At 39.2% G+C, this 26,837-nt stretch carries 19 protein-coding genes and 1 tRNA gene; 11 read left to right on the forward strand and 9 right to left on the reverse strand.

Annotation, left to right across the window (positions count from 1 at the left end; all coding sequences use genetic code 11):
- Window positions 1-66: 66 nt before the first annotated feature.
- Complete coding sequence (rsmI, locus tag ACXM0J_RS01645) at window positions 67-903, reverse strand: 16S rRNA (cytidine(1402)-2'-O)-methyltransferase (protein ID WP_086264910.1); 837 nt, start codon at window positions 901-903, stop codon at window positions 67-69.
- A 209-nt stretch (window positions 904-1,112) separates the two neighbouring features.
- Here rsmI and ACXM0J_RS01650 point away from each other — a divergent pair, with 209 nt between their 5' ends.
- From ACXM0J_RS01650 to ACXM0J_RS01660, 3 genes are all read left to right on the forward strand, one after another.
- Window positions 1,113-1,514: a YraN family protein gene (locus tag ACXM0J_RS01650; protein WP_086264911.1), complete on the forward strand. Its 402-nt coding sequence runs from the start codon at window positions 1,113-1,115 to the stop codon at window positions 1,512-1,514.
- A gap of 79 nt (window positions 1,515-1,593) precedes the next feature.
- On the forward strand, window positions 1,594-2,301 hold the full coding sequence (locus ACXM0J_RS01655; protein ID WP_086264912.1) for a BON domain-containing protein: 708 nt from the start codon (window positions 1,594-1,596) through the stop codon (window positions 2,299-2,301).
- Between the two features lie 3 nt (window positions 2,302-2,304).
- Complete coding sequence (locus ACXM0J_RS01660; RefSeq protein WP_086264913.1) at window positions 2,305-3,168, forward strand: alpha/beta hydrolase; 864 nt, start codon at window positions 2,305-2,307, stop codon at window positions 3,166-3,168.
- Between the two features lie 28 nt (window positions 3,169-3,196).
- On the opposite strand, the gene nudC is transcribed toward ACXM0J_RS01660, so the two are convergent.
- The 3 genes from nudC to dnaQ form a co-directional block, all read right to left on the reverse strand.
- Complete coding sequence (gene nudC, locus ACXM0J_RS01665; protein WP_086264914.1) at window positions 3,197-3,940, reverse strand: NAD(+) diphosphatase; 744 nt, start codon at window positions 3,938-3,940, stop codon at window positions 3,197-3,199.
- Window positions 3,940-5,583, reverse strand: a complete 1,644-nt coding sequence (locus ACXM0J_RS01670) for a chemotaxis protein (RefSeq protein ID WP_086264915.1) — start codon at window positions 5,581-5,583, stop codon at window positions 3,940-3,942. Before ACXM0J_RS01670 ends, nudC begins: the two co-directional genes overlap by 1 nt.
- Before the next feature lie 130 nt (window positions 5,584-5,713).
- Complete coding sequence (gene dnaQ / locus ACXM0J_RS01675; protein WP_086264916.1) at window positions 5,714-7,093, reverse strand: DNA polymerase III subunit epsilon; 1,380 nt, start codon at window positions 7,091-7,093, stop codon at window positions 5,714-5,716.
- 232 nt (window positions 7,094-7,325) lie between these two features.
- Between dnaQ and ACXM0J_RS01680 the strand changes: the two genes are divergently transcribed.
- The 6 genes from ACXM0J_RS01680 to ACXM0J_RS01705 all read left to right on the forward strand — a co-directional run bounded on the left by ACXM0J_RS01680 (window position 7,326) and on the right by ACXM0J_RS01705 (window position 17,489).
- A complete protein-coding gene (locus ACXM0J_RS01680) occupies window positions 7,326-10,541 on the forward strand; it encodes a lytic transglycosylase (protein ID WP_086264917.1) in 3,216 nt (1,071 codons plus the stop codon).
- A 15-nt stretch (window positions 10,542-10,556) separates the two neighbouring features.
- Complete coding sequence (locus ACXM0J_RS01685; RefSeq protein WP_213034396.1) at window positions 10,557-12,392, forward strand: extracellular solute-binding protein; 1,836 nt, start codon at window positions 10,557-10,559, stop codon at window positions 12,390-12,392.
- Between the two features lie 31 nt (window positions 12,393-12,423).
- On the forward strand, window positions 12,424-13,476 hold the full coding sequence (locus ACXM0J_RS01690) for a microcin C ABC transporter permease YejB (RefSeq protein ID WP_213034397.1): 1,053 nt from the start codon (window positions 12,424-12,426) through the stop codon (window positions 13,474-13,476).
- A complete protein-coding gene (locus ACXM0J_RS01695) occupies window positions 13,476-14,486 on the forward strand; it encodes an ABC transporter permease (RefSeq protein WP_086264918.1) in 1,011 nt (336 codons plus the stop codon). Before ACXM0J_RS01690 ends, ACXM0J_RS01695 begins: the two co-directional genes overlap by 1 nt.
- Complete coding sequence (locus ACXM0J_RS01700; protein WP_086264919.1) at window positions 14,461-16,056, forward strand: ABC transporter ATP-binding protein; 1,596 nt, start codon at window positions 14,461-14,463, stop codon at window positions 16,054-16,056. The genes ACXM0J_RS01695 and ACXM0J_RS01700 overlap by 26 nt, the downstream gene beginning before the upstream one ends.
- Before the next feature lie 188 nt (window positions 16,057-16,244).
- Window positions 16,245-17,489 (forward strand): NADH:flavin oxidoreductase/NADH oxidase family protein, encoded by a 1,245-nt coding sequence (locus ACXM0J_RS01705; RefSeq protein WP_086264920.1) that lies wholly within the window; start codon window positions 16,245-16,247, stop codon window positions 17,487-17,489.
- Window positions 17,490-17,530: 41 nt separating this feature from the next.
- Here the strand turns inward: ACXM0J_RS01705 and ACXM0J_RS01710 are convergent, their stop codons facing one another.
- From ACXM0J_RS01710 to pyrC, 4 genes are all read right to left on the reverse strand, one after another.
- Window positions 17,531-19,645: a TonB-dependent siderophore receptor gene (locus ACXM0J_RS01710; RefSeq protein ID WP_086264921.1), complete on the reverse strand. Its 2,115-nt coding sequence runs from the start codon at window positions 19,643-19,645 to the stop codon at window positions 17,531-17,533.
- A gap of 176 nt (window positions 19,646-19,821) precedes the next feature.
- Window positions 19,822-19,897: transfer RNA gene (locus tag ACXM0J_RS01715), tRNA-Glu, on the reverse strand.
- An 18-nt stretch (window positions 19,898-19,915) separates the two neighbouring features.
- Complete coding sequence (gene rnt / locus ACXM0J_RS01720; protein ID WP_002117536.1) at window positions 19,916-20,578, reverse strand: ribonuclease T; 663 nt, start codon at window positions 20,576-20,578, stop codon at window positions 19,916-19,918.
- A complete protein-coding gene (gene pyrC, locus ACXM0J_RS01725) occupies window positions 20,563-21,597 on the reverse strand; it encodes a dihydroorotase (RefSeq protein WP_005070491.1) in 1,035 nt (344 codons plus the stop codon). The genes rnt and pyrC overlap by 16 nt, the downstream gene beginning before the upstream one ends.
- A 149-nt stretch (window positions 21,598-21,746) precedes the next feature.
- On the opposite strand from pyrC, the gene ACXM0J_RS01730 reads away from it, so the two are divergent.
- On the forward strand, window positions 21,747-23,009 hold the full coding sequence (locus ACXM0J_RS01730; protein WP_057085186.1) for a GGDEF domain-containing protein: 1,263 nt from the start codon (window positions 21,747-21,749) through the stop codon (window positions 23,007-23,009).
- Window positions 23,010-23,070: 61 nt separating this feature from the next.
- Here ACXM0J_RS01730 and argG read toward each other — a convergent pair whose 3' ends face one another.
- The gene (argG, locus tag ACXM0J_RS01735; protein WP_014206117.1) at window positions 23,071-24,429 is read right to left on the reverse strand and encodes an argininosuccinate synthase; all 1,359 of its coding nucleotides are present in this window, start codon (window positions 24,427-24,429) and stop codon (window positions 23,071-23,073) included.
- A gap of 297 nt (window positions 24,430-24,726) precedes the next feature.
- Here argG and ACXM0J_RS01740 point away from each other — a divergent pair, with 297 nt between their 5' ends.
- Window positions 24,727-26,757 (forward strand): NADPH-dependent 2,4-dienoyl-CoA reductase, encoded by a 2,031-nt coding sequence (locus ACXM0J_RS01740; RefSeq protein ID WP_016802556.1) that lies wholly within the window; start codon window positions 24,727-24,729, stop codon window positions 26,755-26,757.
- Window positions 26,758-26,837 lie beyond the last annotated feature (80 nt).

Genomic DNA, 26,837 nt, shown 5'->3' on the forward strand with positions numbered 1-26,837 from the left:
ATGCAAAATTCATGCACAGTGATGATGAAGGCTATTTATTGTTCATCACTGTGCTTAATTAAAAGATTAAGATTGTGTTAACTCAAGCGCACGTTGATAAGCAACTTTTTTCTTAACTCCTGTTAAATCGGCAGCCAGTTGAGATGCCGCTTTAACAGATAAATCTTGAAGTAAGCGCTTTAAAAGCTCATCTAGTTTTTCTTGTTCCAGATCTGTCTTTTCTGGTGCACCGCCAACTACAAGAACAATTTCGCCTTTTTCTTGGTTGTGATCATTTTCAATAAAACTGACCAAATCTTTTAAAGTCATTTTTTTGATGGTTTCAAAGGTTTTGGTAATTTCACGTGCGAAACCTACAGGACGGTTTTCACCAAATACCTGAGCCATATTTTTTACACATTCTAAAATACGGTGTGGTGCTTCATAGAAAATTAAGGTCTGAGTTTCATTTTTGAGTTTTTCTAATTGAGAAATACGTTGAGAAGCTTTTGACGGTAAAAATCCTTCAAAACTAAAACGATCGCTCGGTAGACCTACTGCACTTAGAGCGGCAATTGCAGCACAGGCGCCAGGCACGGGAACAACCCTGATACCATGTTCTTGAGCAGCTCGAACTAACTTAAAACCAGGGTCACTAATAAGCGGTGTACCGGCATCACTAATTAAAGCAATGTCATCGCCTGCAAGTAATTTTTGAACTAACTGCTCAATTTTATTACTTTCATTGTGATCATGACATGCAGTAAGTTGAGTCGATATATTATAGTGCTTAAATAATTGTGCTGATTGACGTGTATCTTCGGCAGCTACAATAGAAACTGATTTTAAAATATCAATTGCACGGAAAGTCATATCATCTAAGTGCCCGATTGGGGTGGCTACAACGAATAACTGAGCACTCATTTGGTTTTACTCCGTACAGATAAACAATTTTAATGGGGTAGTTTACCCGAAATTATGATTTGGGCGTGAACAATGTCTGGCAACCTTTGCTTTTCCAAAATGATCTGATTTTCATTTGTTCAATTTAGATCAGAAAGTACGGGTAGATTTAACGAAATAATTTAAGCATCAAAATATGTGGTGCTAATTTTAATTTGGGGAAGATAAGAATGCTATTAGCGCAGCAGTTGGGTAAATGGGCAGAGCAAACGGCTTTAAACGTGTTGCAAAAGCAAAACTATGTATGGGTAACCAGTAATTATCATTCACGCCGTGGTGAAGTGGATTTGATTGTTAAAAGAGGACAAGAACTGGTTTTTGTCGAGGTAAAAGCGCGTACTATAGGAAATTATGGACAAGCTTGCGAAATGGTAACGAGAACAAAGCAGAAGAAAATTATTAAAACCGCGATGCGTTTTTTACAGCGCTACCCATCTTATCAGGATTTTTATTGTCGTTTTGATGTGATTTGTTTTGATTTTCCACAGAAAATTGCAAAAACAGTACAGCAAGACTTTTCAAATTTCCATTATGATCTGCAATGGATCGAAAATGCATTTACTTTGGATTAAGAGTTCATTACTCTTTTGAGCAAATTAAAACCGATGTTTTATGATCAAGCCAAGAAGAGATTGATAGGAGTCTGGTGGAGTGTTGAAACGTATTGCTGTAACAGCGCTTTGTGTCGCAAGTTTGTCAGGTTGCGCAAGTTTTATTTCTGGTGGAACAGGTACAGCTCCAGTCGGAACAGATAGTGGTGTACGTAGCTTAGGTCAGGTATTCATTGATTCTTCAATTAAACGTACAGCGAATATTAACCTCTATAAGCTTGATCAGCGTTTTAAACAATCACGTATTAATATCGAAAGTTTCCATAGTACTGTTTTATTAACAGGACAAGTGCCAGACCCATACTTGAAACAATTGGCAGAAGACAATCTTAAAGCTATGAGTGATGTAAAAGCTGTACATAACTATATTACCGTGGGTAATAAAGTCAGCTACAACACGATCATGCAAGATGCTGGTGTGACTGCAAATACACGTGCTCTATTAATGAAAGCACCTGTAGTGTCTGATAGTAAAGTGCTGGTACATACGGAAGACGGTGTACTTTATGTAATGGGTCGATTGAACACTGCAGAAATTAATGATTTGAATGATGTGCTACAAAAAGTAGGTAACGTGACCAAAATTGTGACACTCATTGATAATGTTGATTTAGCACCTGCGCCAGCGGCGAGTACTGCTAGTGCGACGACTACACCAATTATTAATAACGTCATTGCTCAACCAACAGTTCAAACTCCTGTTGCAATTGATCCTGACCAAACAGATCCAGCTTCGAATGCACAGTAATATATGAATCTGATTGAACAACTACAAAGTAAAATTGAACAGGCGCGAACTCTTTATAAAGAGTTCCGCCTTTATGATTTGGGGAGTTTTGCTTTAAACCGTTTTACGCCAAAAGATGGTTTTGAACAGGTTCCAAATGTTCGTTATGGGCTAAAACCGCGTCACCGTTTGGATATTTATCGATCTGTTAAAAAACTAGCACATCAGCCCCTTATTGTTTTTGTACATGGCGGTGCTTGGCAGCATGGTAATAAGCGAGATTATCTTTTTATTGGTGAGACGTTTGCTAAAGAAGGCTATGACGTTGCAGTTATCAACTATCAACTAGCTCCTAAAAATATTTTTCCAAGTTTTGTTGATGACTTGACACAGGCACTGAATTATTTACATCAAAACCAAGACAAACTAGAAATTTCTACAGAAAATGTTGTGCTTATGGGACATTCAGCAGGGGCATTTAATGTAATGTCTGCTGTTTATCACCCAAAACCAAATCCTATTCAATGTTTAGGTAATATTAAGGCGATTTTTGGTTTAGCTGGACCTTATCATTTTGATTATAAGGGTGACCCACTAGCTGAAGATGCTTTTGATCAAAGTATTTCTTATCAAGAGGTGATGCCATACTATTTCGTCAATCAAAATAGTATTAAACATTACTTGCTCATGGCTGAAAATGATCAGCTTGTCGGTAAAGAAAATACGTTGGATTTGGATCGGGCTTTAAGACAGAGTGGAAATCACAGCCATATCGCTGTGATTCCTAAAACTGGACATATTACAATTTTGGCCAGTCTTTCTAGTTTTATTAGTCACTATTTCAGAACGAAAAGAACGATCTTACATTTTCTTGAAGAAGTGTTTTAAACGAGACTCTCGTTTAAAACACAGCAGATTATCCAGCTTGGGTAATCTGCATAATCATTGAATGAGCAATACTTCCTTTAAATGGAATCTCAGGTAATTGATCAATTTTGAAGAATTGTGCATCTGCAATTTCTTCTTCTTGAAGCTTAATTTCACCCGACTCATATTCTGCCCGAAATGCAACCATAAGGTTACTTGGGAATGGCCAAGGCTGACTTGACATATATTGAATATTTTTGAGTTTTAAGCCTACTTCTTCAAAGGCTTCACGTTGTACTGCCTCTTCAAGTGTTTCGCCAACCTCAACAAAGCCAGCAATCAAACCATACATATTGGTTTTGTTATGGACTGACTTAGCCAGTAAAATTTCATCATCACCACGAGTAATGACGGTAATAATGCAAGGGTTTACACGAGGATATTGATGGTAGCGACAAGAAGGGCATACCATCGCATATTCAGTTGGATGAACTTCTGTTGGATGTCCACAATGGCTACAAAACTTATGGTTACGTCGCCATTCAAGTAATTGAACAGCACGGCTCGCTTGCAAAAACTGTTCTTTCGACCAGCTGGTAATAAGCTGGCGAATTGGGACAAGTTGTAAGCCTTCCGGGATAGGTTCCTCAGCAAGCAAGTCACGTGCAATGACCTGCTCATTATGACTGAAAAGTAAATCACTTGCTAACTTTTCGACTTTGGGGAGTTGGAGATTCTGGTCAACCAGTAATTGTTGATGATGGAAAATATAAGCAAGTGATAATTCAGACATTAAGCTGCCTTTTTTTGAAGTTGTTGACTACTCGACAATGCTACATTAAACATGGATTGTAGAACAGGTTGTTTATTTTTTAAATTGTCAACTAACATGTCAATGCCTGCTAATACGTTAAAAATACAGTGAATTTGGTCTGTATTAAAAGGCTGGCTTTGTCCAAGTTGCTCTTGAACAAATTGGGCAGTTTGGAGTAAAGCATGTTGTTGAGTCGTACTTCCTAAAAATTCGGCTGCACCCGCTAACTCTTTTAATGAACCTGCAATGGCTTCAATATTTTGTGTCTGATCATTGGCATACAAAGTAAGACTCTGACAGATAAAATCAATTAAATTTTTTGTCTCGGTAAGCAAAGCTTGATGAGCTTCATCAAGACGATCTAAAGAAATAGCCGTATTATTTACGCTAAGTTGTAGACGATTTGACGTGTAATTGCGTACCAAAATACCAATTGAGTTCATGGCAGATAAAATGCTGTTCATGAGTTGCTGAGCATAGTTTTCGTCACTTAAAATGTTAAGTTGACTTAAACTGCTGGCTTGTTGAGAAAGCGCAGATGCGGCTTCATCAAGGTTTAGGAGTTTAAAGGTATGAGCCAGTTGTAAAAGGCTCGCTTGTAGTTGCTGTGCTTTTTCAGGCGACATATTTTGGTAGTTGTATTCAATATCGTTTCGTACCTTATTCATTTCATCCAATATCAATTGGCTGACAGTGTGCATCGTGTCAAAATCAGGACCAAAAAGATGACGACTTAAAACGAGTAATTGAGTGTCAGTTGGAGTTTCATCACCAATATGAAGTTGATTACGAATATGGTGAGCAATCTCATCTTCTTGAGCAATAACAATACTTAAAATATCTGCGAAGGCAGCTAAATTAGGTTCAAAACTTTCGGGTACTGCCAAAAATAGAGCAATATGACTTTCAATACTAATCAGTACACGTAGACGTGAATCATTTAAAAGTAGGTTATCAATATAGTTAAAAGCATAATTGACGAGCTGCCAATATTTTTGGCTTGGCTGAGTGTTCGCCATGCTGACCAAATAGGTTGCAATAAGTTTAAAGGCTTGAAAATTCTCAGCTGATGCTGTCTTTTTTAAAAATTGGTGTAGAGATAGTTTGTATAGTTGATGGATGAACTGAGTTTTTTCACTAATTAATATTTCAGGCAAGGGCAGTTCAAGCGAAGTATTTGCAAGTAAAGGAACAATAGCTTGTCCGGAGGTAGTCAGTGGCTTATTTAAAGCCAATTCTAAATTATTTAAGGTCGTAAGAAGAAATTGTGGAACTTGTATTTCACGCAAACAGATAAATTCAATATAGCGCTTTACCATGGTCGTGCCCTCGCTTAGGGCAATGACATCATCCGTATTAATTTGGGCTGGATTCGCAATAATTTTTTGCATCAACTCAGTCGAATATTGAGTGATTTTTGCAAGATAAGGAACATCAATTAAGCGTAGAACTTGAGTGCATTGCTTAAACTGTTCTAATGCATCATCAATACCAAAAGGGAGGGTTTGTTCTTCAATTAAGGTACTTACTGCACCTTCAACCAGTTTTATTGAACGATCAATTTCATGTTTAATGATGAGTAAAGCTGTTGGATCGAAATGAATCGACGTATGCTCAGACATAAACGTTCCCCTTTGCAAAAAAATCAATTGTTATATTCGTAGTGCTCAATAATTTGAGCTAAAAATCTATGTGACTAATATAACTTAACTTGCAAAGGGGAAAAGCTAAAAACACTAAAGAATCAAAAATTTATTTTGCAAAAAGGCAAGGTTCTCCGTGTTTTTCCTCATATTCTTTGACCCAAGTCTCATGTGTATTTAACTCTTCATCTGAAGGGTAAATTACAGGGAGATCAATTTGAACTCTGCTTCTATTGGTTGTTTGCTGGCTATTTTCACTCTGAGATAAAGCATCTATATCAAAAGAAACCTGACCACCAGTCATTGCCAAGTAAACATCAGCAAGAATTTCAGCATCGAGTAATGCACCGTGGAAAGTACGGTCACGTGCTGGAATTTCATAACGTCTTACAAGCGCATCAAGGGAGTTTTTTTGTCCTGGATGTTTGTTTTTCGCTAAAGCTAAAGTATCCGTTACCTCACATACTTCAGAAAGTGCAGGAAGCCCAACGCGTTTAAACTCCATATCGAGGAAGTTCATATCGAAGGTCGCGTTATGGGCAATAATCTCTGCACCTTTGAGATAATCAAATAAGGTGTCAGCAATGTCCGCATAGAGCGGTTTATCTTTTAAGAAATCATCACTAATACCATGGATGTTTTCTGAGTCTCCCACTGGTTTTTGTGGGTTAATATAAATATGAATCGAACTACCCGTAAGTTTACGGTTAATCATCTCAATCGCACCCACCTCAATAATGCGGTCGCCATCTTGGAAATAAAAACCAGTAGTTTCCGTATCGAGAATGAGTTGTCGAGGACCTTGTAATTTTAATTTGGCTTCGGTCACAACGATTTGAGGATGAAGATTTTTGGTTGGCTGCTTACTTTCTTGTTCAGTAGTTTCAACTTCAATAATTTCTTCGGTTACCTCAATCATCTCAACTTCTTCAGTTGCTTCAAGATGAATATTTTCTTCTTCTGTTGCGTCAGCTAGGTCAAACCCAAAAGGGTCATCTAGTAACCAGTCCTGTTCAGGCTTTTTTATATCTTGCGATACAGTGGCAGACTGTGGTTGCTTGAGTTCTTTCGCAGTTTTGTCTGCACCTAAATTAGCAAGCTGGTCTGCCATTTCATTGCCTGGATGTCCTGCATGGCCTTTAATCCAGTTCCACTCAATATTTCTACCTGCACAGACAGCATCTAATTTCTGCCAAAGGTCAGGATTTTTTACATCTTTCCAGTTTTTCTTTTTCCAACCATGAATCCACTCAGTAATACCTTGCTTCACATAATTTGAATCTGTCCAGATAATCAAATGTGCATCGGCTGGGCAAAATGAAACACCTTCAATAGCAGCAGTGAGCTCCATGCGGTTATTGGTTGTATCAGGCTCACCGCCAAATAATTTATGTTCACCCTGCTCAGTAATGACATATGCGCCCCAACCACCTAAACCTGGATTGCCACGACATGCACCATCAACATACAGTGTGATTGTTTGAGACATAAATCGAAACCTAAACTAAAAGAAAAAGAACTGAATATGGTGTATTGTATACGCAAAAAGTTCGGTTCCATCGTATCAAAGCAAGGTTTTTTTAATTTCTTGTAACATTTCCATGCAAATGACATTAAATTATTGCCTTGTCTATCTTGCATGCTTTACTACAATGGCATCGAAGACCTAGGGTTTGTGGGCAGACCCCAAAAAATATTACGCGAGTTGTTTGGAAGTTTTTATGTATAAACCAACCACATTTGTGTGGCAGCCATCTGCAGCATCATTGTTTAAAATTACCGTACTTAGCTCTGCGTTAGCTGCGTTGGGTATTACAACAGGCTGTTCATCGACTCCGCAATCTGCAAAAACCTCAAAATCGAAACAGGTCAGTGGTGCAGGTTATTTAGATGCGAGTAGTCTTGATTCATTGGAAGACTTACTTTCAGCAACTGATATGCGTGCTGTAGAGGGTGACCGTCTGCTTATTTTAAAGCACGGTGATGTCTGGAAACGTATGTCTGTTGGTTTCAAAATGGATTTGAACCATTGGGATTCACGCATTGAAGCTCAGCGTAGTTGGTTTATTTCTCGTCAGCCTTATCTTGATCGTTTAAGTGCCCGTGCAAGTCGTTACTTGTACCATACAGTTAAAGAAGCTGAACGCCGTGGTTTGCCGACAGAGCTTGCATTATTACCTGTAATTGAAAGTTCATATGACCCAGCTGCAACTAGTAGCGCCGCAGCAGCAGGTTTATGGCAGTTTATTCCGAGTACTGGCCGCATTTATGGCTTAAAACAAACAAGTATGTATGATGGCCGTCGAGATGTTGTTGAGTCGACTCGTGCTGCCTATGAGTTTTTAGGAAGCTTATATAACCAATTCGGTTCTTGGGAGCTTGCTTTAGCAGCCTACAACGCTGGACCGGGACGTATTCAACAAGCAATTAACCGAAATCAGGCAGCAGGTTTACCAACTGATTATTGGTCTTTAAAATTACCTCAAGAAACCATGAACTATGTTCCACGTTTCTTGGCTGTTGCCCAAATTATTAAAAATCCAAAAGCTTACGGTATTTCTTTGCCACCTATTGCAAATAGACCCCATTTCCGTGAAGTAACTTTATCTGCACCTTTATCTTTAAATGAAATTGCTTCTGTAGCTGGATTAAGCCGTTCGGAACTCTATGCATTAAACCCAGGATATCGTGGTGAGATGGTGGATCCTGCAAGTCCAATGCGTATCTTGATTCCAGCAGATTTAAGTCCTTCAATTGATAATAAATTAAAAGGTATGAAGTCTGGCGGTGGTTCAGGTTGGTGGGCAAATGTGACTTCACCATCTAAGCCAGATGTAAGTGCTTCAACATCTGTGACAATTAAAACCACGCCTGCAAATCAGGTTCAACCAGTTAAACCGTCAACACCTACTAGAACAACGAGTAGCTCTACCACGGTAAAAACTTCAACTCCCCGTGGATCTGATGCTTTAGCTGCGTTTGCCGCTTCGGCTGATGTACCAAGTGCTCCACGTATTCCTGTTGCTGTGACACCTGCGGCAAATATTAAGCAAGTGAAGACAGAGCCACCAATCTCGGCTGCAGAACGTGAAAAGATTTTAGCGGCAGTTCGAGCTGAAGGTGAGAAAGAAACAGTTCAGCAAGCTCTAGAGCCACAACCAACGCAGGCTGAAAAAGATCAAGTAGTTGCCGAGTTAAAAGCTATTGCACCACAAGGAACAGAAATTGTTGATCCTTATGATGGCAAAATTAAGTTAACTGCGATTCAAACAAGCCAGTCAGTTGCAGAGCAACAAGGTAAAGAAGTAAGTAAAGGTTTTGCATATCCAAAAACTTTAGCTGAAGACGTGACTGTTGCTAACTCTGAAGATGGGCGTCGCAATAAAGACAAACCTTATATTAAAACAGATACAGATGTAGTGGTTGTGCAGCCAAAAGGCAAACGCAGCACCTATACAGTTTTACCGGGTGATACTTTAGCCGTTATTGCGATGAAAAACGGCGTAAACTGGCGCGATGTTGCTAAGTGGAACCAGATTGATCCAGAAAAGACATTATATGTTGGTTCAACGCTTTATCTTTATGACGCTAAGCCACAAGAAACTCAAACGACTTCAAAAAGCACAGCTAAACCAGATGTATATGTCGTTCAGGCTAACGATAGCTTAAGCGGTGTCGCAAATCAGTTTAATTTGTCAGTAAGACAATTAGCTGAATATAACGATTTATCAGTGACAGATGGATTATTTGTAGGGCAAAAACTACAGTTAAAAGAACCAAAGAATAGTCGCTCAAGTGCTAAAGCAGAACCTAAAGCAGTTCAGGCAAGTGCAAAGCGTATAGCAACTAAAAGCTATACTGTGAAGCGCGGTGAATACCTTAAATTAATTGCAGATCGTTATGCGCTCTCGAATCAGGAACTTGCTGAATTAACTCCGGGGTTAACTGCGGGCAGTAACTTAATGGTAGGCCAAAAAATTAATGTGCCTACACAAGATATTTCTGTAGATGAAGTTGCTGAAACCAAGTCTTCTAGTAAATCTGAGAAAGCGACGCAAAGTGTTTCTTATAAAACAGAAAGCTATAAAGTACAGCGTGGTGATACTTTATCGAGTATCGCAACTAAATCAAAAATTAGCCTAGCTGAGTTGGCTGAGCTAAATAATTTAAAAACAAATAGCTATGTACAGCTTGGTCAAACTTTAAAGGTCCCAGCGGGCTTAAGTGTTCCAGAACAATACGTTGTACAGTCGGGTGATAGTTTAAATGCGATTGCAAGTAAATATAATTTGCAAACAAGCTATTTGGCTGACCTAAACGGTTTGTCTCGTACTGCTGGCTTGCGTGTTGGTCAACGCTTAAAACTAACAGGTACAGTTGAAGAAGCACCAACTAAATCTTCCAAAAATACTAAAGAAGAAACGCCAGAAACTTATACGGTTAAATCTGGTGATAGCTTAGGTAATATCGCTAATCGCTACCACTTGCAGCTAGATTACCTTGCTTCATTAAATGGTCTTTCACGCACCAGTAGCGTTCGTATAGGACAACGCTTAAAGCTAACGGGTGATGTACCTACAGTTGAAACAGCTAAAGCAGATACTAAGTCTTCAACTAAAACAGTTGCGGCTGGTAAAAATACTGAAAGATATACTGTTAAATCTGGTGAGTCTTTAAATAGTATTGCGAGCCGTACGGGTATTTCAGTGCGTGAACTGGCTGAAATGAATGCATTAAAAGCAAATGCTAATTTACAACGTGGTCAAAATATTGTGATTCCAAAAACTGTGGTGGAATACAAGGTGAAGCGTGGCGACACCTTGATCGGCCTTGCGAGTAAATATGGTTTAGAAACCAATTTCTTGGCTGAGCTGAATAATTTAACGCCTTCTACTCAGCTTCGCATTGGTGATGTGATTAAAGTGCCTAATTTGTAAAATAATTAGTCATTTATGCATAAATTAAATTTTCAACTGAGCCTGCTAGTCGGGCTCAGTGTCATTTCCCATAGTGTTTTTTCTGCACAGCAAACCACTTCATATATAGCGATTCATTCTAAGCCTAAGTATTTAGAAATGATGGCTATGCCATATGCAAACCCTAATGCACCTAAAGGTGGCCTATTAAGTCAGGCAGCTCAAGGAACTTTTGATAACCTCAATAGTATGAATGGGAAAGGGAATGCTACAGAAGGCGTTAATTATCTTTTTGATACTTTAATGACTCAATCACTTGATGAGGTTGGAGTTTTATATCCGCTTTTGGCTCAGAAAGTGAGTTATGACCCAGAAAAAACGCAATCAGTGACTTTCTATTTAAACCCTAAAGCGCGTTTTAGCAATGGGCAGCCAGTCACTGCGGCAGATGTTAAATTTAGTTTTGATGCTTATCAGACTAAATCTAATTTAGGTTTGCAAATGTACCTTGCTGATTTAGCAAAAACAGAAGTAATCAATGCTCATCAAGTAAAGTTTAGTTTTAAGTCTACACATAATCCTAAAATGCCATTCATTTTGGCAACCTTACCCATTTATTCAAAAGCAGATTGGCAAAAAAGAGATTTTAGCCGAATTACCTTACAACCGATTATTGGTTCGGGGCCATATGTAGTTGAACGAGTTGATCCGGGCAGAAGCATTAGTTATAAACGGAACCCAAATTATTGGGCAAAAGATTTACCTATTAATAAGGGGCGTTATAACTTTGACCGCTTGAGATATGTTTATTATCGAAATTGGGATATTGCTTTTGAAGGATTTAAATCTGGGCAATACACTTTGCATGAAGAAACTAATCCTAAAAAATGGGTAACAGATTACCGTTTTCCAGCCGTAAAAGCAGGATTGGTTACTCAATATAAGTTTCGTCATCATAATCCTATCGCCACTGAAAGCTATGTTTTTAATACGCGACGAAAACCTTTAAATGATATTCGTTTTAGACAAGCTTTAACCTATGCGTATGACTTTGAATGGCAAAATAAAGCTTTGTTTTATGGACAATATCAGCGCCTACAAAGTTATTTTGAAAATAGTGAATTAGCAGCAACAGGCCGTCCTTCAAAAACTGAATTAGAGTTGTTAAAGCCGTTATTGCCTAAGTTATCTCCACTCATGCAGCAAGGTGTTTTAGTAAACTGGAAATACCCAGTGTCAGATGCGAGTGGATTTAACCGTCAGAATTTGTTAACTGCACGACAATTACTGATACAAGCTGGTTATAAAGTTAAAGAAGGGCAGCTATTTACGCCTGAGGGAAAGAAAGTTCAGCTCGAATTTTTAATTCAGCAAGATGGTAAACAACGAACACTTCTACCTTTTATTCGTAACTTAAAAAAATTAGGTATTGCAGTTAATTTGCGTCAGGTTGATGCTCCGCAATATTTAGAACGGACTCGCCGTTACGATTTTGATATGACCACAATGAATTTGCCGCAATCTCTAAATCCGGGAAATGAACAAACTCAGTTTTGGGGAACTATCGCCGCAGCTCAGGATGGAAATTACAATTATGCTGGAATTCGCAATCCAGTGATTGATCAAGTGATTTCAAAACTCGTTGCGAGTAAAAGTCGTGAACAACAGATTATTTATACTCGCATTCTCGATCGATTGCTTAGAGCTGGTTATTATCAAATTCCGACCTATGGTAAAGGTGAAAACTGGTATGCTTATTGGAATATGTATCAACAACCTAAAGTTAAACCAGCACTTTCTTCTGGGATAGAATATTGGTGGAGTGATGTAAACAAAGCCAAAACAGTTGCCAAATATTTACATCAACAATAAAAAGCACCTGCCATAAAGGAAATCCTGTTATATGGGTTCATATATTCTCAAGCGACTTCTTTTAATGATTCCCACATTGTTTGTCATTTTATTGATTAACTTTGTGGTTGTGCAAATTGCACCGGGTGGGCCAGTTGAGCAAGCAATACATCAGGCACAAAGCGATTTGGGAATTGGACGTGCATTAAGTGCAGAAACTTATTATCAAGGTGCTCAAGGTTTAAGCCCTGAAATGGTTGAGCAAATTAAGGCTCAGTACGGCTTTGATCGTTCTGCCCCTGAACGTTTTTTTCTAATGTTAAAAGGCTATTTAACTTTAGATTTTGGACAAAGTTTCTTTAAAGATAAACCCGTTGTGCAATTGTTGTGGGAAAAAATGCCTGTTTCCATTTCACTTGGGCTGGTGAGTACTTTGCTCATTTACCTCATTTCAATTCCTCTGGGAATTAAAAAGGCAAAGCAGCAGGGCTCTTGGTTTGATCGATCCACTTCTTTAGTGCTTGTGGTGGGGTACGCTGTACCAAGTTTTGTATTTGCTATTTTGTTAGTTGTTTTTTTTGCAGGTGGATCTTATTTTCAATGGTTTCCACTACAAAACTTAGTATCAGATAAATTCCATCAACTTAGTCTCTGGGGCAAAGTTACCGATTATTTATGGCATATGACTTTGCCACTAATTACCATGGTATTAGGCGGTTTTGCCAGTTTAACCTATTTAACTAAATACTCATTTCTTGAAGAACTCAATAAACCCTACGTTTTGGCAGCCTATGCAAAAGGGTTGAATAGCCAACAGGTCTTATATAAGCATGTGTTTCGTAATGCTATTTTAGTTGTGCTCGCAGGATTGCCAGAAGCGTTAGCAGGTATTTTCTTTGTGGGTAACCTGTTTGTAGAAATTATCTTTCACCTAGATGGGGTAGGTTTGTTGGGGTTTGAAGCGATTGTTCAGCGCGACTATCCTGTTATTTTTGGTGTTTTATTTTTCTTTACTCTATTTAGCCTGATTTTACGTCTCATTTGTGATGTGTTGTACCAATGGATTGATCCACGAATTCACTTTGATGCGCAAGGAGGCAAATAATGTCCTTGATTGTGCGGACACGATTACAGCGTTTTAGACAGCATAAATTGGGCTGGGCCAGCTTTATTTTATTTAGTCTGATTTTGGTTTTGTCATTAGCCGCGGAGCTGATTGCTAACGATAAACCGTTGTTAGTGAAGTATGAAGATTCGTACTATTTGCCTGTGTTGAAAACTTATCCGGAAACGACGTTTGGTGGAGTGTTTGAAACAGAAGCTGATTATAAAGACCCTGCTGTACAAGCGCTTATTAATACTAAGGGATGGGCAGTTTGGCCCCTCATTCAATTTTCATATCAAACGCCCAATTTAGATTTGGCAGTTCCTGTGCCATCACCACCCTCCAAGCAAAACTGGTTGGGAACCGATGATCAAGGAAGGGATGTTCTTGCCCGTATTCTTTATGGCTTAAGAGTATCGTTGCTTTTCGGTTTAGCTTTAACCTTTTGTTCCGCTTTATTTGGAATTACCGTGGGTGCCATTCAAGGTTATTATGGCGGTTGGGTAGATTTATTGGGGCAACGTTTGGTTGAGGTCTGGAATGGCTTACCCATGCTTTTTATGGTTATGATTTTAGTCAGTATGTTTGTTCCAAATGTATATTGGCTATTTTTCATTATGCTATTTTTTGGCTGGACCGTTTTGGTGGGAATTGTCAGAGCAGAATTTTTGAAAGCTCGCCAGTTAGATTATGTGCGTGCAGCCCAAGTTTTGGGAGTGACCGATCACGCGATTATTTTTAGGCATATTTTGCCCAATGCGATCAGTTCGAGTTTATCTCAGTTACCTTTTATTTTAACAACTAACATTAGCGCTTTAACTGCTCTTGATTTTTTAGGATATGGTCTACCGCCAGATGCTGCCTCTTTAGGTGAATTATTGCTTCAAGGTAAAAATAATTTAGATGCGCCATGGCTAGCAATTTCAGGCTTTTTTAGTCTAGCGATTGTTCTTTCACTTCTAATTTATATTGGGGAGGCGGCTCGTGATGCTTTTGACCCAAGAAAATAATTTAAATCCCACTTCAACATTATTAAAAGTAGAGCATCTTTCGGTTCAAACCAAAAATCAAAGAGTTATATTAGATGACCTGAATTTTTACTTAAGTGAAGGGGAAACACTGGCTGTTGTGGGCGAAAGTGGTTCAGGTAAATCGATGAGCTGCTTAGCAATAATGGGGTTGCTACAAGATAAATTAGAAATAACGGGTCAGGTCTGGATTGGCTCACAAAACATGCTTGAGTTAGATGAGAGAGCTCAATCATATTTACGTGGTCGACAAATCGCTATGATTTTTCAAGAGCCTGCTACTGCATTAAATCCGCTCCATCGGGTTGAAAAAATTATAGGGGAAAATCTTCTTTTATCTGGGTTTTCAAAACTTGAAGTTCGACAGCAAATATTTGAACTATTAAAAGATGTGGGAATTGTTGAACCAGAACAAATTTTAAAACGTTATCCTCATGAGCTTTCTGGTGGACAAAGACAACGTGTCATGATCGCGATGACATTGGCGCTTCGGCCTAAAATTTTGATTGCTGATGAACCTACTACTGCGTTGGATGTGGTTTTACAGATACAGATTTTAGAGCTATTAAAATCTTTGCAAAGCAAATATGGGATGGCACTTATTTTAATTAGCCATGACCTCAATTTAGTGCACCGCTGTGCTGAGAAACTTATTGTATTGCAAAGTGGGCGTGTCGTAGAGCAAGGTGAACTGAGCCAAATCTTTGCAGATCCTAAAACAAGTTATACAGCACAGTTATTAGATCATGATTTTGGAAAAGTAGAATCTAGACCGGCTCAACAGAATGTTTTATCAGTTCGACAGCTCAGCGTGCAGTTTCCTATAAGAAAAGGAATTTTAAATCGCATTCAAGGGTATTTTACCGCAATAGAAGATTTGAGTTTTGATCTTGCTCAAGGTGAATCGCTTGGGGTAGTTGGTGAAAGTGGTGCTGGTAAGTCATCTTTAGCCCTCGCTTTGGTTCAGCTTATTCAGAGCAAAGGGCAGATTGTTTTTTTAGGTCAAGATTTAAATCAGTTACGGCCAAAAGCTTTGCGTTTGATGAGATCTGATTTTCAACTTATATTCCAAGACCCTTTTGGTAGTTTAAACCCGCGTATGACAGTAGAGCAGATTATTGAGGAAGGGTTAAAGTTAAAAGCTGTGGATGATGGCGAGATCAAACAGCAAATTGAATCTGTATTGATAAAAGTTGAATTAGCTGAGGATTTTCAATGCCGTTACCCACATGAACTTTCAGGTGGACAGCGTCAACGTGTCGCCTTAGCCAGAGCTTTGGTGATGCAACCGAAACTTTTAATTCTGGATGAACCTACATCGGCGTTAGATCGGACCACGCAAAAAGCCATGATCAAGTTGTTGAGACAATTACAGCAAACTGAGCAGTTAAGTTATATTTTCATTAGCCATGATCTCAATATAGTAAAAGCACTTTGCCACAAAGTGATGGTATTACGTCATGCAAAAGTTGTTGAATATCAGGAAACTGAACTCTTATTTTCTAAGCCTCAAAGTGAATATACCAAGCAGTTAATTAAAGCATCCTTTTAAAGAAATTTTTTAATTTATTGTTTTATATAGATAAATTTTGGTTAAACTTCTAATGCAAAAAGTTGCATATTTTTATGTTCTTTAAAATTGACATGTGCTATTGTCAGTTATCGATTATGTCTTGACACGCCCAATAACTCATTTAAATTAGAGTAATTGCTCTAAAATTCAAAGAACAGAGGTTAACCATGAATCAGATTGCTCAACCCATCACAATTCGCAATACCACCTTTAAAAACCGAATTATTAAAGGTGCAATGAGTGAGGCACTTGCAAATTATGAAGGCCAGCCAAATGACTTACATCTGGGTTTATATGGTGCATGGGCAAAAGGTGAGCTTGGCTGTGCAATTACTGGCAATGTCATGGTAAATGCCGGAGCAAAAAATGAACCGGGTGTTGTTGTTATTGAAACTGAACGTGATCTAGATCGCTTAAAAGAATGGGCGACATTAGGTAAAAAATATGGCATGGTGCAGTTGATTCAATTGTCGCACCCAGGTCGTCAGTGTCCAAAAGGCTTAAATAAAGAAACCGTAGCGCCATCAGCGGTACCTTTTAGTCCAGCTTTAGCAACCATGTTTGGAACGCCACGTGAACTTACTCATGACGAAATTCTAGATATTATTAAACGTTTTGCGACAGCAGCTCACATCTGTGAAAAAGCAGGTTTTGAAGGGGTGCAATTACACGGTGCACATGGCTATTTAATTAGTCAGTTTTTATCGCCATTAACCAATAAGCGTACAGATCAGTGGGGCGGTTCAGTTGAAAATCGTAGTCGTTTTTTACTAGAGGTTTATAAAGCGGTACGTGAAGCGACTTCAGATAATTTTATTATTTCCGTGAAGCTTAACTCGGCTGACTTCCAGCGTGGTGGTATTAGCGAAGAAGATGTGATTTCAGTTTTTAAAGCAGTAGATGAAGCTGGTATCGATTTAATTGAAATTTCAGGTGGTACTTATGAGGCACCAGCAATGGCTGGAGCTAAGGCTGACAAACGTAAAGCAAGTACGATTGCACGTGAAGCATACTTTTTAGATTTTGCTGAAAAAATCCGCCAGCATGTTAAGTGTAAACTCATGGTGACAGGCGGTTTTCGTACTGTAGAAGGCATGAACGCTGCACTCGCAAGTGGTGCATGTGACTTTATTGGTATTGCTCGCCCATTTGCAGTAGAAACCGATTTAACAGAACGTTTAATTGCTGGGCAAGATGTGCGTTATGCCGTAAAACCGATTAAAACAGGTTTACCTTTTGTCGATAAAATGGCAATTATGGAAATTATTTGGTATGCCGCTCAATTTAAAACGATTGGTAAGGGTAAAAAGCCAAATCCAAAACTTTCACCACTGGTGGTGTTTTTAAATTATGCCAAAGGCAATATTAAAGCTGTTGTGCAAGGTCGCGTGAACTCACGTAAGTCGGCGTAAATCCGATGCGCCATTTCACTAGCTGAAATGGCGCATTTGTTCTAGAACGTATAACTCATACCCACTTGAACCGTACGTGATTCACCAGGATACGCATATAAATTGAAAGCACTTTCATCATAAACTTTGTCAAAAAGATTTTTCAGATCTAAGTTAATACGAAGTTTTGGTGTTGCCTGATAATAAGAAACTAAATCTGTAACAGCATAACCTTTCATTGTATAAGTACTATTGGCTGTTTGACCTGCACGCTTATCAATATATTTTTGATTAATACCTAGACCTAAGCCTTGTAAAGGACCATCTTGAAACTCGTAGATATTTAAAAGATTAAAACTATTCTTGGGAATATTCGCTAAAGCGGTTCCTTTTTTCAAAGTATTGTCTTTGCTGACTTCTGCATCTGTATAGGCATATCCACCAATAATTTTCCAAGCTGGAGTGATTTGCCCTGCAATATTTAGCTCAATACCTTGGCTACGAACTTCACCAGCAGCAACTTTATAGGCTGAATCTACAGGATCGAGAGTTAAGACATTTTCTTTTTTTGCATAAAAAATTGCAGAGTCAACCGATAGCATATTGTCGAGTGCTTGCCATTTAAAGCCTAACTCATAAGCCATGCCTTCTTCTGGGTCAAAACCTTCTCCATTACGGCTAGCACCAGTGTTAGGTTTAAAAGATTTCGCAGCATTGCTATAGATTGAAAGGTCATTACGCGCTTTAAAAACTAAACCTAAACGCGGAATAAATGCATCATGACTGGTATTCCAGTTTGCCGTATTCGGTAATAGATTTTTGTAATCATGTTCGTAGTGCTCAAAACGCAAACCCAGCAGTGCACTTAAACGCTCATTTAAATCGATTTGGTCTTGTACAAAAAGGGCAGTTGTTTTTAAATTTTCGCGGTCATGGGTCGTAATATTTTTAAGCTCAGGGAGAGGTTGGCCTAAAACTGGATCATAAATATTGATCGGGTAGTTATTTGACTTAGGATCTGAACGAATAATATATGACTTATAATCATAGTTTTCATATTCAAGCCCAGTCACTAAAGTATGAGCTAGACCTAAAAGTTGGAAATTACCTGTTAGATTAATTTGGGCATCGGTATCTTGCCATTTTAATTCGCGATAGTTGTAATTTCGGTTTAAAGTTTCGCCGTCATCTTGAATACCATTTGCTTCTACCGCATAGCCATGCAATTTACCATTTAAATATTGCACACCAGCATTCAGCTTCCAGTCATTCCCAAAGTCATGTTCGACTCGTAATTGAGTCATATTGTTATCATTGTAGAGTCGGTTGTTGTATTTACCTGTTTCCCATAAATAGGTTTCGGGTGAACTATTAAAAGACTTCTGACCTGCATAGCGTGTATGACCACGATCAAGCGGATGCTGATTTCTTAAAATATCGGCTTCAAAGGTAACTTTTGTTGCGTCAGAAGCTTGCCATTGAATGACTGGTGCAATTCCATAACGTTTAGACTCGACATGATCGCGATAACTATCACCGTCTTCTGCAATCACATTTAGACGATAACCAATATTTTCTGCATTTGGAATAGTACCTGTGGTGTCTACCGTAGTGCGATATAAACCTTCACTGCTAAGCTGGGCACCTAAAGTGGTTTGTTGCTCAGACTTCGGTGTTTTAGAAATTAAGTTAAACGTACCACCCGGGTCACCACGACCATATAAGCTAGAAGAGGGACCACGTAAAACGTCTACACGTTCAATAGTATTGCTATCAGGGGCATTTGGGTAACCACGGTTAATCGGGAATCCATTACGATAAAATTCACCGCTAGTGAAACCACGAAGGTTAAAGCCTGTTAACCCTTGGCCGCCAAAATTATTAGCACGAGTCACACCGCCAGCTAAATCAAGCGCTTCGATTAAACGTGTCGCGCCAATATCTTCAATTACTTTTTGAGTCACTACACTGACAGATTGTGGCGTATCTTTTAATGCGACTTCACTAAGTGTTGCGCTACTTGAACTATCGACTTTATAAGTTTGGTCAGCAGCTTGTTGGGCTTTAATCTTAATGGTAGCAAGTGTTGTTGATGAACTATTGGTTTCTGCAAAAGCGTTTGAGATACAGCACAGTTGGGCGATGCTTAGGGAGAGGAGGCGAAGCTTAAGATCCATTTAAAACCTTGTTGATAATAAATATCAGTATAAAAATAAGAATTATTATATTGTAAATCTATGTAAAGAAAATACCGGATCCGTGATATATGTGTACAAGTGTATTTTATTAAGAAATACAGAAGATTAGAACTATAAAAAAATTAAAATAGAAAGGAATTTATAAGAAGAGAATATGGCGTCCCTACGGGGATTCGAACCCCGGTTACCGCCGTGAAAGGGCGATGTCCTAGGCCTCTAGACGATAGGGACGTTGAGGATGGCGGTATCTTAAGAAGCCGCCACCAAACTGTCAAGGAGGTAAGGTGACAGTTTGTTCAAAATATAGCAAAACAGTTCAGCAGTCTTCTGAGTATCGTACAAAGCAGAGTGTGCTTCTTTACCATCAAACTCAATTCCAGCTTGAATACAGGCTTTAGCAAGCACAGTTTGTCCAAACATAACAGCACTTAAAGTAACCGTATCCATCACTGAAAAACTATGGAATGGGTTTTGGTTTTTTGTGCTTGTACGTGCAATTGCTGCTTGCACAAAACCAAGGTCAAAATGCGCATTGTGGCCCACTAAGACGGCATGTGTACAATGTTGCTGTTTACGGACTTCATTCACCGATTTAAAAATACGGCGTAATGCAGTGCGTTCATCTTCAGCCATTGCAATACGCATTGGATTGAATGGATCAATACCAATAAAATCTAACGAACGGCGATCGAGATTAGCCCCTTCAAACGGGTTAATATGTGCATGAAATGCTGGGCCAGGGACAAATTGTCCCTGAGCATCATACACAATTGGAATGCACGCAATTTCTAGCAATGCATCTGTCTGGGCATTAAAACCTGCCGTTTCAACGTCAACAACAACAGGTAAGAAGCCACGAAAACGTTGGCCAATGACCGGGACAGAGGTTTCTTGTGTCACACTTTTCTCCATTGCAGCGTTTTCCCGGCATGCAGCGGGATAATTTTTTGATCATCTAAATAATCAAAAGATTCTGGAACGAGGTTATCTTCTTTTACCAAGGTAATGGTAGAAGTATTACGTGGTAGCCCGTAGAAGTCTGCACCAAAGTGGCTTGCAAAACCTTCTAAACGCTCTAATTTACCCACTTGGTCAAATGCTTGAGCATAAAGTTCAATTGCATTAGGCGCACTATAACAGCCCGCACAGCCACACGCATTTTCTTTTGCATTTTGCGAGTGAGGAGCACTATCTGTACCCAAGAAAAATTTAGGGTTACCGCTCGTTGCAACTTCAAGCAAAGTGGTCTGGTGAGTTTGACGCTTTAAAATTGGTAAGCAATAGAAATGCGGTTTAATACCACCAACCAACATATCATTACGGTTAAATAATAAATGTTGAGGCGTAATGGTTGCAGCCACATTGCGATCTTGTTCTAAAACAAAGTGCGCAGCATCGCTTGTTGTGATGTGTTCAAGTACCACTTTAAGTTTTGGAAACTGTTTTAATAACGGTGATAAAACTTCGTCTAAGAAGCGTTTTTCACGGTCAAAAATATCAACGTGGTTATGAGTCACTTCACCATGAAGTAATAACGGAACTTGATGCTCTTCTAGTTGCTCAATGACCGCATAAACTTTACGAATGTCACTTACACCGTTATCAGAGTTAGTGGTCGCGCCTGCTGGATAAAGTTTAATGGCATTTACATGTCCAGATTCTTTAATTTTACGAACTTCGTCTGGTGAGGTGAAATCAGTAAAATAAAGCACCATACGTGGGTCAAAGTTAAGACCCTCTGGAACATGAGCAAGAATACGTTCACGGTAAGCCAATGCTTCTTCCACAGTTTTTACAGGTGGAACAAGGTTTGGCATACAGATCGCACGAGCAAATTGTTTGGCCAAATCAGGTACAGTACGTTTTAATGCTAAACCATCACGTAAATGTGCATGCCAGTCATCTGGCTGGAGCAGGGTAATAGAGTCCAAGGCAGTTCAAACTTCGAAATAAAACAAATGATAATCGATAAAGTGTGAAAATGGTAACGAGAATTACGGACAAATGGCAAAATAAAGCGGCAGAGGCCTTAAAAAATAATGTTATATTTTGTTAATGTGTAATGGGCAGGAATCAAGTAGTGGTGAATAGGGGAAATGTACATGAATTACTCAAAGCAAAAGAAGAAATAGAATATTTGGTAACCCTACATACCCATCGTTATGCCAACATGCCTTTACCACACCAATTAGAAAAAAAATTTTGGTGCTTGAATCTTGAGCGAACTAAACAAAATATCTCAAAATTTTTAACAAGTGGCATTTTAACCTATCTTATTTTTATTTTGTTGGTGTTGCCAACCGACTACTTAGTGATAGGTAAGCCTTATATTACTCTGGACTTTATTTATTGCTTATTAAGTGCAATGAATATTGCGCTTGCACTCTTACTATTTTGGATTTTTGCCAAATCTAAAAAGCTCTCCGAGCACTTTTATTTTGCTGCATGTAGCATTGTTTTTTTTAGCATTATTACAAGTGCAATGTTGTTGCTAAGCGTCGGAAATATGGCGCTTAAAAATCAGTCGATGTTGCTACTTTCATTTTTATATATGCTTGGGTTTATCTTAAGTGGGATCAAGCCACTGCATATGCTGTATGTAGGCTTATCAGCAGCAATATTGGTTTTTATTTTTCTTAATTTACTCAACGTAAATTGTGATTATATTGCACTTGGTCGAGCCTTGTTCGGTACTTGTATTTTAGGTTTTTCAATTAGCACAATGCTTATCTCTAGGGAAAGAAGCCTTTTTTTAAATAATCAGCTTGCTGAACTTAATGAACAAATTTTACGTATTGAGGCATCTGAATTGCTTCATTTAAGCCAGCAAGACGCACTGACTAATATCTCAAATCGACGTACTTTTGATGAGATGTTCGACTTTTTTTACTATCGTGCAAAACAAGAAAAGCGACCATTGGCCGTTTTGTTTATTGATATCGATTTTTTTAAAAATTATAACGATTTTTATGGACATCAAATGGGGGATAAAGTTATCTCATCTATTGCTGCTGCAATTAAAAATTCGATTCGGCATGTTGATTTTGTTGCTCGCTATGGAGGAGAAGAGTTTGTCGTGCTGTTACCGAAAACACCTGCTCAAGGTGCCTATGCCGTCGCTGCAAATATTTATAAAGCGATTGAGCGACAAGCGATTCCTCATGCAGCATCTTTAGTCTCTAAGCATGTCACGATTAGTTTAGGTTTTACTGTTTATACAGAAGGTTTTAAAGTAAATCAGGAAAAATTAATTCATGCTGCGGATCAAGCTCTGTATCGGGCTAAGCAACTTGGGCGTAACCAGATTTATTATCAACCGTTAGAAGTGGCAGAACTTGTTTGAGCACAAATATTTGAAATAAAAAAGCCACCTTTGTAGGTGGCTTTTTTATTAAGTAAGAAAATTATTTTTTCTTGCTATCAAGTTGTGGTACAGCAGAACCTTGGCCGATTGAAAGCAAACCAGCATCTGTATAGATACCAAGTTTTGCACGTGTATCGGTAATGTCGAGGTTACGCATAGTCAACTGACCAATACGGTCCATTGGCGTAAACATTGAATCGCCTTTTTCCATTGTTAAACGTTCAGCTTCGTACGTTAAGTTCGGAGATTCAGTGTTCATGATGGTGTAGTCATTACCACGACGAAGCTCAAGAGTTACTTCACCAGTAATCGCTTTAGCAACCCAACGCTGTGCAGTTTCACGCAACATAAGTGCTTGAGAGTCGAACCAGCGGCCTTGGTAAAGTAAACGACCTAAACGTAAACCGTTAATGCGGTATTGTTCGATCGTATCTTCGTTATGAATACCAGTAACCAAACGCTCATAAGCAATATGAAGAAGGGCCATACCCGGTGCTTCATAAATACCACGAGATTTCGCTTCAATAATACGGTTTTCGATTTGGTCAGACATACCTAAACCATGACGACCACCAATACGGTTTGCTTCCAGAATAAGTTCAACTGGATTGTCAAAAGTTTGACCGTTTAATGCAACAGGTACACCTTCTTCAAAACGTACAGTCACTTCTTCTGGGGTAATTTCAACTTCATCTTTCCAGAAAGCAACACCCATAATTGGGTCAACGATTTTGATACCAGCATTTAGGTATTCAAGATCTTTTGCTTCGTGAGTCGCGCCCAACATGTTTGAGTCAGTTGAGTACGCTTTTTCTTTTGACATTTTGTAGTCAAAACCGTTGTCGATCAGGAACTGTGACATTTCTGCACGGCCACCGAGCTCATCGATGAAGTTTTGATCTAACCAAGGCTTATAAATTTTAAGATTCGGGTTAGTCAACAAACCATAACGATAAAAACGTTCAATATCGTTACCTTTATAAGTTGAACCGTCACCCCAGATGTTTACGTCATCTTCTTTCATTGCAGTAACTAACATTGTACCTGTTACTGCACGACCGAGTGGAGTTGTATTGAAATAAGGAACACCACCTGTACTGATATGGAATGCACCACACTGAATCGCAGCAATACCTTCAAGCGCAAGTTGTAAGCGGCAGTCAATTAAGCGAGCTTTTACAGCGCCGTATTGTTCTGCTTTCTTTGGAATTGCATCGTAGTCATCTTCATCAGGCTGACCTAAGTTTGCAGTATATGCATAAGGTTCTGCGCCTTTTTGTTTCATCCACAATAAGGCAGCTGAAGTGTCTAGGCCTCCGGAGAAGGCAATCCCAACTTTTTTGCCTACTGGTACATGCTGCAAGATAGTTGCATTATCAGTCATTGCTAATCCTAACATTTATGAAAAAGACCCCATATAGGCGGTCTTGAGAATTCTGAATGGCGGCTATTGTAGCACTATTCATGGTGCTTTTTTTCGCAAAAAAAGCATTAATTCACTTGTTCTGATTTGAAGTTTTAATTTGATAAAAAATATAAGGCTATTTATAGAATAAGAAGAAGTGAATGAAGTATTGTTCTTAAATAAATGGATTGACCATAAGCTCCGATAAATTTCTTTGCATGGTCATCCAAAATTATCAAAAAAGTATTAAAGTACTATGCAACAAGTTGCAAAAAATTATTGGGACGCAGCATGACAAGTTACGCCAATTTATTAAAACCATTACATTTAGGCTTTACCACCATTAAAAACCGTGTGGTGATGGGTTCCATGCATACGGGGCTTGAAGACCGTTTTTACAATTATCCAAAACTGGCAGCTTATTTTGAAGAGCGTGCAAAAGGTGGGGTTGGCCTGATTGTGACAGGTGGTATTTCACCGAACCGTCAAGGATGGTTAGCACCTGCTGGCGGAACCATGAATAGCTTATTTGATATTCCACAGCATCGTCTGGTTACACATGCTGTGCATAAACATGGTTCTAAAATCTTAATGCAAATTTTGCATGCAGGTCGCTATGGTTACCAGCCGTTTGTTGTGTCTTCAACTGCAATTAAATCTCCAATTTCCCCATTTAAACCACGCCAGCTTTCTGAAAAAAATATTCTGAGCACAATAGAAGATTACGCACAGTGCGCCGATATTGCCAAAAAAGCAGGTTATGACGGTGTCGAAATTATGGGCTCGGAAGGGTATTTAATTAACCAGTTTTTAAGTCGCCACGTGAACCAGCGGACTGACCGTTGGGGTGGTGAAATTGAAAACCGTATGCGCTTTCCAGTCGAGATTGTTAAAGCGATCCGTGCCAAAGTCGGTGAGAAGTTTATTATCTGTTTCCGCTTGTCATTACTTGATTTAGTCCATGACGGTAACACCATGCAAGAGGTGGTGACTGTAGCCAAAGCTTTAGAAAAAGCAGGGGTGACTTTATTAAATACCGGTATTGGCTGGCATGAAGCTCGTGTTCCGACCATTGTAACATCTGTGCCTCGTGCAGCTTTTGTCGACTATACTGCTCATGTAAAACAACATATTTCTATTCCGATTATTGCGTCAAACCGCATTAACATGCCTGAAACTGCCGAAGAAATTTTGGCAACTGGCAAAGCAGATATGGTTCAAATGGCGCGTCCTTTATTGGCCGATGCATTTTGGGTAAATAAAACTGCGACTAACCGTGTTGATGAAATTAATACCTGTATTGCATGTAACCAAGCCTGTTTGGACCATGCTTTTAAAAATAAGCGTGTGTCTTGTTTAGTGAACCCACGTGCAGGACATGAAACTGAACTGGTCTATTTAAAGACTAAACAGCCTAAGCGAATTGCAGTTGTGGGCGGCGGAGTAGCGGGTATGTCGGCGGCAACTGTTGCCGCAAGCCGTGGCCATGCAGTGACGCTGTTTGAGGCAACTTCTGATGTTGGTGGTCAATTTAACTTTGCCAAAGTTGTACCAGGCAAAGAAGAATTTCACGAGACGATCCGCTACTTTAAAGTCCAACTGGAAAAAACTGGAGTGGACGTACGTTTAAATACTCGCGTGAACCGTGAGCAGCTTGAACGCGAAGGTTTTGATGAAGTGATTGTTGCAACAGGTGTAATCCCTCGTGCATTAAAAATTGAAGGAAGTGACGCGCCACAAGTCCTTTCTTATGCTCAAGTTTTGAAAGGGGCAGAAGTCGGGCAAAAAGTTGCAGTGATTGGTGCGGGTGGTATTGGTTTTGACGTGTCAGAATTTTTACTTAAGCCGCCACATCAACCACAGCCTCAACCTTTGGCTGATTGGCAACGTGAATGGGGTGTAGACCCAGATCCGAATTATGTTTCTGAAGGTGGTATGCAGCCGCCAGAAGTTGAACCAGCAATCCGTGAAATTTATTTACTACAACGTAAAACCACACCACTCGGTATTGGCCTTGGCAAGACTTCGGGTTGGGTACACCGTGCACAGCTTAAAAAGCATGGCGTACGTATGCTGCGTGGTGTGCAATATAAAGCAGTCACTGATGAAGGACTTTGGATTGAGCACAATGGGCAAGATCAACTTTTACGTGTAGATACGGTTGTGGTGTGTGCAGGTCAAGAGTCGGTAAAAGACTTGATGCCAAAAGAAGGTGAGTCGACTATAGCGAACTACCATATTATTGGTGGAGCAAAGCTCGCAGCAGAGCTAGATGCGAAGCGTGCGATCAAAGAAGGAGCAGAATTGGCTGCGCAACTGTAAAATTGATGAAACAATATGCACTTGAACACAAAGCGATGATATTTTTCTTGAATAAAATGAATAAGCTTTGTATTCTTACG

It is taken from the genome of Acinetobacter sp. GRABPA_MV_2, from assembly GCF_056725885.1.

What these genes read in the sequence shown, in the direction of transcription:
- dnaQ (WP_086264916.1), bottom strand. Translation starts at nt 7,093, where the DNA reads ATGTCTCAAACAATCACACTGTATGTTGATGGTGCATGTCGTGGCAAT.
- ACXM0J_RS01705 (WP_086264920.1), top strand. Translation starts at nt 16,245, where the DNA reads ATGAATCAGATTGCTCAACCCATCACAATTCGCAATACCACCTTTAAA.
- nudC (WP_086264914.1), bottom strand. Translation starts at nt 3,940, where the DNA reads ATGTCTGAATTATCACTTGCTTATATTTTCCATCATCAACAATTACTG.
- ACXM0J_RS01670 (WP_086264915.1), bottom strand. Translation starts at nt 5,583, where the DNA reads ATGTCTGAGCATACGTCGATTCATTTCGATCCAACAGCTTTACTCATC.
- ACXM0J_RS01690 (WP_213034397.1), top strand. Translation starts at nt 12,424, where the DNA reads ATGGGTTCATATATTCTCAAGCGACTTCTTTTAATGATTCCCACATTG.
- ACXM0J_RS01650 (WP_086264911.1), top strand. Translation starts at nt 1,113, where the DNA reads ATGCTATTAGCGCAGCAGTTGGGTAAATGGGCAGAGCAAACGGCTTTA.
- ACXM0J_RS01740 (WP_016802556.1), top strand. Translation starts at nt 24,727, where the DNA reads ATGACAAGTTACGCCAATTTATTAAAACCATTACATTTAGGCTTTACC.
- ACXM0J_RS01660 (WP_086264913.1), top strand. Translation starts at nt 2,305, where the DNA reads ATGAATCTGATTGAACAACTACAAAGTAAAATTGAACAGGCGCGAACT.
- ACXM0J_RS01695 (WP_086264918.1), top strand. Translation starts at nt 13,476, where the DNA reads ATGTCCTTGATTGTGCGGACACGATTACAGCGTTTTAGACAGCATAAA.
- argG (WP_014206117.1), bottom strand. Translation starts at nt 24,429, where the DNA reads ATGTTAGGATTAGCAATGACTGATAATGCAACTATCTTGCAGCATGTA.
- ACXM0J_RS01685 (WP_213034396.1), top strand. Translation starts at nt 10,557, where the DNA reads ATGCATAAATTAAATTTTCAACTGAGCCTGCTAGTCGGGCTCAGTGTC.
- ACXM0J_RS01680 (WP_086264917.1), top strand. Translation starts at nt 7,326, where the DNA reads ATGTATAAACCAACCACATTTGTGTGGCAGCCATCTGCAGCATCATTG.
- ACXM0J_RS01710 (WP_086264921.1), bottom strand. Translation starts at nt 19,645, where the DNA reads ATGGATCTTAAGCTTCGCCTCCTCTCCCTAAGCATCGCCCAACTGTGC.
- rnt (WP_002117536.1), bottom strand. Translation starts at nt 20,578, where the DNA reads ATGGAGAAAAGTGTGACACAAGAAACCTCTGTCCCGGTCATTGGCCAA.
- rsmI (WP_086264910.1), bottom strand. Translation starts at nt 903, where the DNA reads ATGAGTGCTCAGTTATTCGTTGTAGCCACCCCAATCGGGCACTTAGAT.